The organism is uncultured Planktomarina sp. (genome assembly GCA_943788425.1).
GTDB lineage: Bacteria > Pseudomonadota > Alphaproteobacteria > Rhodobacterales > Rhodobacteraceae > Planktomarina.
The window spans coordinates 25,670-37,286 of sequence record CALSQF010000004.1; the positions used below are offsets into that span (position 1 = coordinate 25,670).

Genomic DNA, 11,617 nt, shown 5'->3' on the forward strand with positions numbered 1-11,617 from the left:
TTTTCTTCGGGAAACAGGGGAAAATCGACATTTCGGCGCATTGCCGCGGCCAAATTGGGATTAGGTGCCGTCAAAGTGTTATATGCGATCACCTACTGGGCCTAACGATTGGCGCCGGGGACCCAAAGAATATCGGCGCGCCCATCGTCATTTGCGATACGCCCAGCGACGAAAAACCAATCAGAGAGGCGGTTGAGGTACTGCAAGGCGGCGGCATTGATCGCCTCTTGCCCGGCCAATTCCACGGTCATTCTTTCTGCGCGGCGTGAGACGGTTCGGCACAGGTGAAGCTGTGCTGCAAGCGCTGATCCGCCTGGCAGAATGAACGAGCGCAGCGGCTCTAAAGCGTCATTCATCGCGTCGATTTCTGCTTCTAGGCGGGCCACTTGCGCCACGGTCATGCGCAGCGGTTGGTATTCTGCGTCCGCGTCCTTTGCCATATCTGGCCGGCAAAGATCAGCGCCAAGATCGAAGAGGTCGTTTTGTATCGCGGCTAATTGCCCATCCATGTCACCAGTCGCATGCTGCCGTGCCAGGCCAACTGTGGCGTTGGTTTCGTCTACTGTGCCGTAGGCGTTTACACGCAAGGCATGTTTCTCAATTCGCGCGCCATTGCCAAGCGCGGTGGTGCCGGCGTCTCCGGTTTTTGTGTAAATTTTATTGAGCACAACCATGGTTAGCCCTTTCCAAAGAAGACAGCGAGGAGAATCAAAATAACGGCCACGAATTGGGCTGCAATTCGGTAGCGCATGAGGCGGTTGGAATGTTTGCGCGCAAATTCGCCGCCCTTCGCGAAACTTCCGATACCCAACGCTAAAATGGCTAGAACCACAACGCAGGCGAGCGTGGCTATGATAAAGAGTGGATCGTTGCCCATTGAGAACCTCCGAACTAATTAGGCTTCACTTAGGGGAATTTCAGACAAAGACCAATCCCATGCGACATTACATCCGCACCAAGAGCCAATCGAGTGCGCGGGTCGGTAAGATGCGGCGCAAGAATCCCATGACGTAGGTGGGTGTGGTGACGTAGTATCGCGGCTTTGGGTTGGCACTGTGCAAAGCCTTCATAACCTTTGCTGTGACAGCAGAGGCTGGCAGTTCAAAGGTATCAGGCCCGTTTGATGGGCTATAAAGCCGCTTAATCAACCCCCGCTCATACTGCGCTTTACGTGGAGAATTTTCCCAATCAATCCATTTCTCAAAATGCGGAATAGAGTTTTCACGAATCTTTGTACCAATGGGGCCAGGTTCAATCAAAATCACCTTGATCCCCGTGCCTCGCATCTCAATGCGCAGAGTGTCACTCAATCCTTCGAGGGCGAATTTGGTTGAGTTATATGCGCCGCGAAAACGTAGAGTAATAAAGCCCAGGATCGATGAGCAATTGAGAATGCGCCCATGGCCTTGCGCGCGCATAATCGGCAGGACCTGCCGAATGACCTCGTGATAGCCGAAAACATTGGTTTCATAGATGGACCGCAAGGCGTCGGTTGGTAAATCCTCTACGGCGCCGGGCACCGCAAACGCCCCATTGTTAAACACCGCATCAAGCGTGCCGCCGGTTGCCTTTGTCACTTGGTCGATCGTATCACGAATAGAGGCGGCATCCGCGTGATCTAGGCGAGGCGAGGTCAGACCCATGGCTTCAAGCCGGTCACAATCAGCTTGCTTGCGGCAACTGGCAAAGACTTTCCAGCCCATCGCATGCAGCGTTTCGGCGCAGTCTAAGCCGATGCCCGAGGAACACCCTGTGATCAGAATTGATTTTCGCATATTTGCCCCCGTGTGTTTCTACCCCACTTGCCGGGATTCCAATAGGCGCGTCAACGGTTGTTTTGGCCTGTGAGGAGCCGGGCGGGATGGTTTTGATCGAGCATAGAGATTTTCGCGTAGATCCCCGCGGAGTAGGGCTGGACCTGCAAGTTTTCGGCGGATACACCCAAGCCATGTCAGAACCGATAAACGATACCGCGCCAACTGCAATTGAAACCACAGAGCCGCTCCGCCGGGCCATTGGCGAGCGTTATCTCACCTATGCGCTTTCGACGATTATGCACCGTGCTTTGCCGGATGCGCGCGATGGGTTGAAACCGGTTCACCGCCGAATTCTCTACGCGATGCGCGAATTGAAGCTCAATGCCAGTGGAGGATTTCGGAAATCTGCCAAAATTTCTGGCGATGTTATGGGCAATTATCACCCGCATGGGGATGCGGCGATCTATGATGCCATGGCCCGCTTGGCACAGGATTTTAATGTGCGCTATCCGCTGGTGGATGGTCAGGGCAATTTTGGCAATATTGATGGTGATAACCCCGCCGCAAGCCGCTACACAGAGGCGCGAATGACCGTTGTGGCCGAGGCGCTTTTGGAGGGTCTTTCGGAAAATGCAGTGGATTTCCGGGAAAACTATGACGGTACGCTCACCGAGCCTGTGGTGCTGCCCGCAACTTTCCCCAATCTTTTGGCGAATGGCAGCAGCGGTATCGCCGTGGGCATGGCCACCAATATCCCGCCGCATAATATTTCGGAGCTGATCGATGCCTGTTTGCATTTGATCAAAAGCCCTGATGCCCGTGACGACACATTGTTGCAATATGTGCCCGGTCCCGATTTTCCGACCGGCGGTATCCTGGTCGAGCCGCCAGAAAATATCGCGCATGCCTATCGCACTGGACGCGGTTCTTTTCGCTTGCGGTGTAAATGGGAGGTTGAGGATCTGGGCCGCGGACTTTGGCAAATGGTGGTCACGGAAATTCCTTATCAGGTGCAAAAATCAAAGCTGATTGAGAAATTGGCAGAGGTCATCCAAACTAAAAAAGTACCAATCTTGGGCGATGTGCGCGATGAATCAGCGGAAGATTTGCGGATTGTGTTGGAGCCGCGCAGCAAGAACGTAGAACCGGAATTGCTGATGAATATGCTCTATCGTAACAGCGATCTTGAGCTGCGGTTCAGTTTGAATATGAACGTGCTTATTGATGGGCTCACCCCAAAGGTTTGTAGTATGAAAGAGGTGCTCCGCGCCTTTCTTGACCACAGGCAAGAGGTTCTGGTTCGGCGTTCTGAGCATCGTTTGGCGAAAATTGATCACCGTCTGGAGGTTCTGGAAGGCTTTATTTTGGCATTTCTTAATCTCGATCGGGTGATTGATATTATCCGCTATGATGAGGATCCAAAAACCGCATTGATGTTTGAAGATTGGAGCCGGGATCATCCGCGCGCCATGTCTGAAAGCGATTACATCGGCCCGTTGAGCTATCGCAAGGCGGTGGCGGGGCAAGAGGAGCTGTCAGAAGTTCAGGCTGAGGCTATCTTGAATATGCGCCTGCGCAGTTTGCGGCGTTTGGAAGAGATGGAGTTGCGCCGTGAGCGCGATGCTTTGCAACAAGAACGGGCCACTCTGGATGATTTGATTGCCGATGAAGGTCTGCAATGGGCGAAAATCAGTGAGCAATTGCGCGCCACGCGTAAAACCTTCGGAAAAGACTATGCTGGTGGCGCGCGCCGCACCGCTTTTGCCATTGCGGGTGAGGTGGAAGAGGTGCCGCTTGAGGCAATGATTGAGCGTGAACCAGTGACTATTGTTTGCTCGAAAATGGGATGGATTAGGGCCATGTCTGGTCATGTGGCCTTAGACAAGCCTCTGAAATACAAAGATGGCGACGAAGGCCGTTTTGTATTCCATGCGCAAACGACAGATAAATTGATCGTATTTGGCAGCAACGGTCGGTTCTACACGCTGTTGGTGGACAATCTGCCGGGCGGACGCGGTATGGGTGAGCCACTGCGGTTGATGGTGGATTTGCCAAATGATGTCGAAATTGTGGATTTCTTCATCCATGATCCGTCGGTGAAGCGCCTGGTGGCCTCAACGGCCGGCGATGGGTTTGTGGTGCCTGAAACCGAGATTGTCGCACAAACGCGCAGCGGCCGGCAGGTGTTGAACGTCAAGGGTGATGTGAAGGCGCTTTTGTCTTGCCCTGTGTTGGGAGATCATGTGGCTTGCGTCGGTGAAAATCGGAAGGTTTTGGTCTTTGCGATTGATGAGCTGCCAGAAATGGGCCGAGGCAAAGGCGTGCGCTTGCAAAAATATAAAGACGGTGGCCTATCTGATGCCACGACATTCTACCACGAAGCGGGGCTGTCGTGGAAAGATCCGGCCGGGCGCAATCGTGTGGTTGAGGCTGCGGAACTGGTCGAATGGATGGGCAAACGCGCCAGTGCTGGCCGCATGGCACCGCGCGGATTTCCCCGTGATAATTGCTTCACCAAGTGATTAAGCTGTAGTATACTAATACGTAATTGCAGGGTTAAACTCATGACCGATACTCTAGCTTCGCAGGGGGAGGGCGCAGCTTTGGCGCCGGTGCCTCTTGATGGCGCTTTTTTGACTGAAAAGTCCAAACTTTTTTGGCTTGCCTTTTGGACAGGGCTTTTGACAGTCCTGACTTTGGGGATCTACCGATTTTGGGCCCGAACGCGCCTACGCCGATATATCTGGTCGGCTATTGATGCAGGGGGAGATTCCTTTGAATATACGGGCATGGGGCTGGAAAAATTCCTAGGCTTTCTGATCGCCTTGGTCGTTCTCGCGGTTTATTTGGGCCTGTTGCAAGTCGGGTTAAGTTTCATCGGATTTAATCTTTGGGGCGCGGTGACCTTGGAGCCGAGCGGCCCGAGGGATGTGCTGATACAGGTGGGCGCAACCTATGTCACCGGCTTGGCTGTGCTGCCCTTAATTTTTTACGCGCAATACCGTTCGCGGCGCTATATGCTATCGCGCACCCGGTGGCGTGGTCTGCGATTTGGTCTGGATGCCGCGGCTTGGGGGTATGTTTGGCGAGCGCTGCTTTATTTTGCGTTGTCGCTTGTGACCCTCGGGCTGCTCATACCCCTGTCGACATTCCGTCTGGAAAAATACATGACTGATCGCATGTGGTATGGCGATGCGGTCTTTGAGCAGCAGGGGCAGTGGTGGGGGTTGTACCCGGCAATGAAGCATCTGCTTATTGCCTTAGGTGTACTGGTGCTGGGCGGCGCAGTCGGTTATTTTGGCTTGGCCAGGGGTTTGGGCGCTGTTATACTCATTGCTGGCTCTATTTGGTTCCTCTGTGGGCTTGTCTACTACCAAGTGGAAAGTTTCAAATACCTAAGCGCACATAAAGTCCTCGACGGCACGGTGCGCTTCACCTCCAATGCCTCCAGCCACCGGGTGATCGGCATATTTGTATTGGGGATCATTCTCATTGCGATTTTGACCTTTGTTTTGAGTGTTGTTTTGGGGGTGTTGATTGGCATTGTTTTTGCGTCCGGCGGATCTGTCATGAACGGCGACGGCGCTGGGATCGGCCTCTTCGCAGGTGCCGGCGTGGCTGTCGCTCTGGCTGCGGTCTTAGGCTATATAGCCTTCCTCGTGCTCATCGGCGCGCTTGTGACCGTGTTTATTTCCGCACCCATTCTTGGCCATTACATTGACACGCTACGGGTTGAGAATGCGCAGCCGCTGGAGCAAATAAACCAGCGCGCTGGGGATCGTATGGCTGATGCGGATGGTTTCGCCGATGCGCTGGATATCGGAGGAGCATTCTAAAGTGGGTTTCACTTGGGTGGATGCGCGATATTTTGATGGGCTCTCAGCACAGCGTCGGCAGGTTTTTGTCTCGCTTGATGTTGAGAGCCAGCGTTTGACCATCCATGACCACTTGGGCGCAGATCTGGATATTTGGCCTTTGGAGACGCTGCGACAGTTGCGCGATGATGCAGGGGCCGGGATGGTTCTGTGCTCAGGCGCGGTGGATCCGGGTGAGGCGCGTGTTATTTTGGCCAATGCGCGTGCCATTGCGGCGATCAAAGCTGCTTGCCCGAACCTCACCAAAGCGACAGTCACACCTCGAACCTGGGGAAAAATTATGGCTTGGGTCGGGGCCAGCACAGCCGCTGTTGCGCTCATGGTTTTTGTAATTGTACCGGCCTTGGCTGGACAATTGGCCGTTTTTATCCCACCGGAGCGGGAAGCCAGAGTTGGCAGTGCCGTCTTGCGACAAATCGAGCGCCTTTTGTCAGACAAAGACGCTGGCGATTGGCGCTGCACCAACCCCAAGGGGCAAATGGCTTTGGAGCAGATGGCGCAGGCATTGCAGCAAGGGCAAGAATTTCCCTATGCCATTCAAGTGGGCGTGGTGGATCATAAGATGATCAATGCCTTTGCCCTCCCCGGTGGACATATCATCGTGATGCGCGGTTTGATCGAAATGGCCGAGACACCCGAACAATTGGCTGCGGTTATGGCCCATGAGCTGGGCCATGTGGCGCAAAAGGATCCAATTGAGCAAGCATTACGGGCGGCGGGGACGGCGGGCTTGCTGTCTTTGGTCCTTGGCGATGCCACAGGCGGGACCGTGCTGGCCCTTGTTGGGGAGCGCTTGATAACGGCTAAAAATTCACGCGATGTTGAGGCTCGGGCGGATGACTTTGCCCTGGCGCAATTGGCCAAGGCGGGCGTATCCCCCGAAGCATTGGCGGAATTTTTCGAACTGTTGCTTCAGGAAATGGGGGATCCTGCCTTTGACATGGGGTGGATCAGCTCGCATCCACCCAGTGTGGCAAGAGCGGTCCATGCCCGAGCCGCCGTTCAGACGGCGCAGAATTATAATAAAAGTGTGTCATCTGAAGAGTGGCAAGCCATTCAACAGATTTGTGCCAAATAGGGTGGGCTGCCGTCTTTGTGTTGTCATGCGGGGGCAGGTTTGGTAGCAGATCCGGCGATATAAGGAGCTGATATGTTGATGCGTTTTGTTTCAGTTGTTGTGTTGCTCTTGTCTGCGGCCTGTGCGGCGCCGACGCGGGATTTGACCGAAGAAATTGTGCCCATTGGAAATTTTAGGCTGGGGCAGTTGGTGCCGCGTGCTGAGGTGCAATTGGCCAAAGGCCCGCTTTCACGCAGTGCCAGCCGTGAGGAATGGATGCAGGCCATAGATGAGGCCTTCACAGAGCGTTTCTCCAGATTTGAAGGCGGATCTTACTACCACTTGGGTATCACGGTGGGCGGATATGTCCTGGCTAAGCCGGGCATCCCATTTTTTGCGGCACCAAAGTCTATCCTGATTTTCACGGTTATCGTGGTCGAGGATCATACGGGCAAAGTCCTGACAGAAAAGCCCCATCAAATCACTGTGATTGAACGACTCACTGGTGGATCTATTTTGGGTTCGGGCTTAACCCGCAGCCGCGCGCAGCAAATGCGAGATCTCTCCGAACAAGCGGCAAGAAAAACCGAAGATTGGCTGTGCAAACAACCTTGGTTTGACGGTCCCGATACCATTGTTATTTTGCCCGATGATGCGGATGCAAATTCTGGCCGCGCGGGGTCACAGTGAACGCGGGCTTGACGGCTTTTCAACAAGGGTCTTGATTTTCGCCGCACTCTCCAATATTTGCCCGGCCATATCACAATCGCGGGCCGCGTGCCCCCTTTAACATATAAGGCTGCCCACCCATGGCTAAGGAAAAGTTTGAACGTTCGAAACCCCACGTTAACATCGGCACGATTGGTCACGTTGACCATGGCAAGACAACCTTGACAGCTGCGATCACCAAGCAATTTGGTGACTTTAAAGCCTATGACGAGATTGACGGTGCGCCGGAAGAAAAAGCCCGTGGTATCACGATTTCAACAGCGCATGTTGAGTATGAAACAGAGACACGCCACTACGCGCATGTTGATTGCCCCGGCCACGCTGACTATGTGAAGAACATGATCACCGGTGCGGCGCAGATGGATGGCGCGATTTTGGTTGTGAACGCGGCCGATGGCCCGATGCCACAGACCCGTGAGCACATCTTGCTCGGCCGTCAGGTTGGCATTCCTTACATGGTTGTTTACATGAACAAAGTAGACCAAGTTGACGACGAAGAGTTGCTCGAATTGGTTGAAATGGAAATCCGTGAGCTGCTGTCCAGCTACGAATATCCTGGCGATGATATCCCTGTGATTGCCGGCTCTGCTTTGGCCGCTTTGGAAGATCGCGACGCGGCGATTGGCTCTGAGTCCATCGCTAAATTGATGGCGGCTGTGGATGAGTATATCCCAACACCGGCCCGTGCGGTTGACCAGCCGTTCTTGTTGCCAATCGAGGATGTGTTCTCAATTTCTGGCCGCGGTACAGTTGTGACTGGCCGTGTTGAGCGTGGTGTGATCAACGTGGGCGAAGAGATTGAAATCGTCGGCATCCGTGACACATCTAAAACCGTCTGCACAGGCGTTGAAATGTTCCGCAAACTGCTTGATCGCGGTGAAGCTGGCGACAACGTAGGTGTTTTGCTGCGCGGTATCGACCGCAATGGCGTTGAGCGTGGTCAGATCCTGTGTAAGCCGGGTTCTGTGAAGCCTCACACGAAGTTTGAAGCCGAAGCCTATATTCTGACCAAAGAAGAAGGTGGCCGTCACACGCCATTCTTCGCCAACTACCGTCCACAGTTTTACTTCCGGACCACCGATGTGACCGGCACAGTTGTTCTGCCTTCGGGCACTGAAATGGTGATGCCAGGTGATAACCTCAAATTCGACGTTGAGCTGATCGCCCCAATCGCCATGGAAACCGGCCTGCGCTTCGCGATCCGCGAAGGTGGCCGTACCGTTGGCGCCGGCGTTGTGTCCAAAATTAACGACTAATCCAGCTTTGGATTGATGGTATCAGGGCGGTCTTCGGGCCGCCTTTTTTCGTGGCAGCTTGCGCAGGCGATCCATTGGAGAAATCGACATTTCACAGTCAGATCACGCAATCGGCCCCTTGCAATGACCCGCATTTATGCGTAATCACCGGCTCAGTTGCAGGGGTTTAGCTCAGTTGGTAGAGCATCGGTCTCCAAAACCGAGGGTCGTGGGTTCGAGTCCCTCAGCCCCTGCCAGTTTTCCAACAGGTTTGTAAATGCCGCCCCACCTGGGCATGGATGCGATATGCTCTAGAATGCATTGGTCAGCCCAATGAACATATTATGATTGCGGACACGAAACATTTTGATATTGGCGCCGCGATCGAGAAATGATTAGTGTGCCGAGGGGGTCAGGCCCAAATAACTCAAATTAGGGTTGCTTAAGTTCACTGAAATTTTGCCTTCACGCACGCGCCTCTTTTCTGGGAAAGTGATCTCCAGATCTTTCCATTTTGCCAGGGACAGTGAGAAATTGAAATTCAGGACATAAGGGGATGTTTGAAAAATTGGCCGCCATCTAAGATCGATTTTAATTTCCTGATTGCCCACATCCGCAGCGTCAAAAAATCGATTTGTGTAGCTAAGTCCAAGATTAAACTGATTCGATGAGCTGGTGGGCCAATAGTGGCGCAAGCTGGTTTTCAGTACCCGGCTGTCTTTGCCATCTGGGCGCGTGATGATATCTTTGCCAAGGGACTATTCACGCAGGGCAATTTGTCGGGGGTTTTGGGGATCGCGAAGCGCATAGCGGCGCGACCAGCTCGAAGAAAATATCCGTGATTCGAGGGCGTTGAATTGGTGAACGGCAGTGAAGGTTTGCGTCAAAGTGGTTTGGTGTTGCGCGGCTGGAGTTAATACGAGCTTATGATTGATGCTCACGGAGCTGCGATTGAAACGCGGCTAATTATATACATCTGTGGATAGATTGAGGCTTGCAAGCTGCGTGCCCAATTGTGTCTTGGGCAGGGCATAGCTCAACCCACTTCAGAGCCGTAGGCCGGACTCGCTGCGTTGTGGTTCATTGGCTGTCCAAGGAATGGTTTGCAAAGTGCCGGTGAGCGGATTGATCGATGTATGAGTGGTCGAATAGGAAATCTTGTTGATATTTCTTGAGGGGGTGATGCTGAGGCCGCCAGATATTTTTACCGTCAAGCCCGCTTGTATCTGTTGCAATAGGCGGGTGGCCGTGATCGACTCATTTCGCTCTGTACTTAGATCCAGGATGCGGCGCAGGTAAAACATGGCCCGCCGCGGTTTGCCCGGGCCTTGCTGCGCGAGGGCCTTTAGGATGCGAGGAGCCGCCAGCTTTGGCGCCAAGGCCTGCGCGTGCGTGGTGGATGTCTGGGCTTTTTCGAACTGCCCCAGCTCCACGTGAGCCCGCGCAGCGATCATGGCGCTGTCGAAGGGATGGGTCGCGGCAAGGTTTTCCGCCTGTGCCAAGGCCAGCTCAAATTGTCTGGATTGAAGGGCAATGCGCGCTGTGGTCAAATCCGCGCGCAAAGGGGATGACAGCATGAAAAACAGCGTTGCAAAAGAGGTCAGGACGCAGACGCGCCGCGGAAAAAGAACAGCATTAAATGGCCTAAAATAAATAAATAATTTAAAGTGTTAGTTTATATAAATGTCAAAAAACCGTAACGGCATTTTTTAGAATTTGAAATAAATTTCCGTGCAAAGGCTGGAGTTTGCAGCCAATGCAAATTTTTTCGGACGGTAGGCTAATGCCACGCTATTGCGCCGAGCCAAGTCGGGTTTCAGCCATTTCCACCCACCATGAGCAGCCAGCAGGAATGGCCTCATCATTGAAGTTATATTCCGGATGATGCACACTGGCGCCGTCGCCGTTGCCCATAAGGATGTACGCGCCAGGACGTTCTTCAAGCATATAGGAAAAATCTTCACCGCCCATGACCAGCGGTGCAAAATCGCAATCCCCCGAGACAGTCGCGGCGGCCTCGGCGGCGAATTTGGTTTCCGCTTCATGATTGACTGTGGCAGGGTAGCCCTCCGTATAGGTGATATGCGCCACGCCGCCGAAGACAGCTGCCGTATGGGTACAAATATCATTTATCCGGTCGCGTCCGAGCGCTCGCATTTCGGGGATCAATGTGCGCACGGTGCCGCGCAATGTGACGGACTGCGGGATGACATTAAAGGCTTTTGATGAGCTTTCAAATGAGGTCACTGAGACGACGATTTGTTCCACTGGATCAGCGTTTCGGGAGGCAATGGTTTGCAAGGCGGTGACGCATTGAGCGGCCATGACAATAGAATCGACTGTTTCATTGGGTTTGGCCGCATGGCCGCCCTTGCCCTCTATGACAATTTCAAACGTATCCGTTGCGGCAAAGAACGGACCGGGGCGAATGGCGAAAGTTCCGATGGGTCGGCCTGGCCAATTGTGCATGCCGTAGACTTCGTCGATGCCAAACCGTTCGATCATGCCGTCTTTGCACATTTCGAGTCCGCCACCGCCGCCTTCTTCGGCTGGCTGAAAGATCACCGCCACGCTTCCATCAAAATTGCGGGTTTCGGCGAGATATTTTGCAGCCCCCAGCAGCATTGCTGTGTGGCCATCATGGCCGCAGGCATGCATCACACCGGGGGTTTTGGAGGCATAGGGCAACCCGGTAGCCTCTTCTATTGGCAGCGCGTCCATATCGGCCCGCAGTCCCACGACTTTACCCTTGCTATCGGAGCGCCCTTTAATGAGCGCCACAACGCCCGTACGGCCGATGCCTGTTACGATCTCATCACAGCCAAATTCGGCAAGCCGATCGGCGACAAATTGTGATGTGCGGTGGGTCTCGAACAAAAGCTCAGGATTTTCGTGAATGTCACGCCGCCAAGCGGTAATCTCGGGCAGCAGTTCTGCAAAGCGATTGCGTATGGCCATAGGGCA

10 protein-coding genes and 1 tRNA gene are annotated in these 11,617 nt (G+C 53.7%); 6 read left to right on the forward strand and 5 right to left on the reverse strand.

Annotated elements, in window-relative coordinates; genetic code table 11:
* Positions 1–101: 101 nt before the first annotated feature.
* The 3 genes from ABLW18_RS03270 to ABLW18_RS03280 all read right to left on the reverse strand — a co-directional run bounded on the left by ABLW18_RS03270 (position 102) and on the right by ABLW18_RS03280 (position 1,775).
* Entirely contained in the window at positions 102–674 is a 573-nt protein-coding gene (locus ABLW18_RS03270; protein WP_347823442.1) for a cob(I)yrinic acid a,c-diamide adenosyltransferase, read from the reverse strand.
* 2 nt (positions 675–676) lie between these two features.
* Positions 677–877: a twin transmembrane helix small protein gene (locus tag ABLW18_RS03275; protein ID WP_271856668.1), complete on the reverse strand. Its 201-nt coding sequence runs from the start codon at positions 875–877 to the stop codon at positions 677–679.
* 67 nt (positions 878–944) lie between these two features.
* Positions 945–1,775, reverse strand: a complete 831-nt coding sequence (locus ABLW18_RS03280; protein WP_347823443.1) for an SDR family NAD(P)-dependent oxidoreductase — start codon at positions 1,773–1,775, stop codon at positions 945–947.
* Between the two features lie 173 nt (positions 1,776–1,948).
* Between ABLW18_RS03280 and ABLW18_RS03285 the strand changes: the two genes are divergently transcribed.
* The 6 genes from ABLW18_RS03285 (at position 1,949) to ABLW18_RS03310 (ending at position 8,910) form a co-directional block, all read left to right on the forward strand.
* Positions 1,949–4,279 carry a DNA topoisomerase IV subunit A gene (locus ABLW18_RS03285; protein ID WP_347823812.1) on the forward strand — a complete coding sequence of 777 codons (2,331 nt, stop codon included), beginning with the start codon at positions 1,949–1,951 and terminating at the stop codon, positions 4,277–4,279.
* A gap of 42 nt (positions 4,280–4,321) precedes the next feature.
* A complete protein-coding gene (locus ABLW18_RS03290) occupies positions 4,322–5,593 on the forward strand; it encodes a DUF898 family protein (RefSeq protein WP_347823444.1) in 1,272 nt (423 codons plus the stop codon).
* Positions 5,565–6,710 (forward strand): M48 family metallopeptidase, encoded by a 1,146-nt coding sequence (locus ABLW18_RS03295; RefSeq protein WP_347823445.1) that lies wholly within the window; start codon positions 5,565–5,567, stop codon positions 6,708–6,710. The genes ABLW18_RS03290 and ABLW18_RS03295 overlap by 29 nt, the downstream gene beginning before the upstream one ends.
* Before the next feature lie 78 nt (positions 6,711–6,788).
* Positions 6,789–7,379 carry a hypothetical protein gene (locus tag ABLW18_RS03300; RefSeq protein WP_347823446.1) on the forward strand — a complete coding sequence of 197 codons (591 nt, stop codon included), beginning with the start codon at positions 6,789–6,791 and terminating at the stop codon, positions 7,377–7,379.
* 119 nt (positions 7,380–7,498) lie between these two features.
* Complete coding sequence (tuf, locus tag ABLW18_RS03305; RefSeq protein ID WP_347823447.1) at positions 7,499–8,674, forward strand: elongation factor Tu; 1,176 nt, start codon at positions 7,499–7,501, stop codon at positions 8,672–8,674.
* A gap of 160 nt (positions 8,675–8,834) precedes the next feature.
* A tRNA-Trp gene (locus tag ABLW18_RS03310) sits at positions 8,835–8,910 on the forward strand.
* 789 nt (positions 8,911–9,699) lie between these two features.
* On the opposite strand, the gene ABLW18_RS03315 is transcribed toward ABLW18_RS03310, so the two are convergent.
* Together ABLW18_RS03315 and ABLW18_RS03320 are read right to left on the reverse strand one after the other, a co-directional pair.
* Positions 9,700–10,230, reverse strand: a complete 531-nt coding sequence (locus ABLW18_RS03315) for a hypothetical protein (protein WP_347823448.1) — start codon at positions 10,228–10,230, stop codon at positions 9,700–9,702.
* Between the two features lie 214 nt (positions 10,231–10,444).
* Positions 10,445–11,611, reverse strand: coding sequence for a M20 aminoacylase family protein (locus ABLW18_RS03320; protein ID WP_347823449.1), 1,167 nt, complete (start codon positions 11,609–11,611; stop codon positions 10,445–10,447).
* Positions 11,612–11,617: the final 6 nt, after the last annotated feature.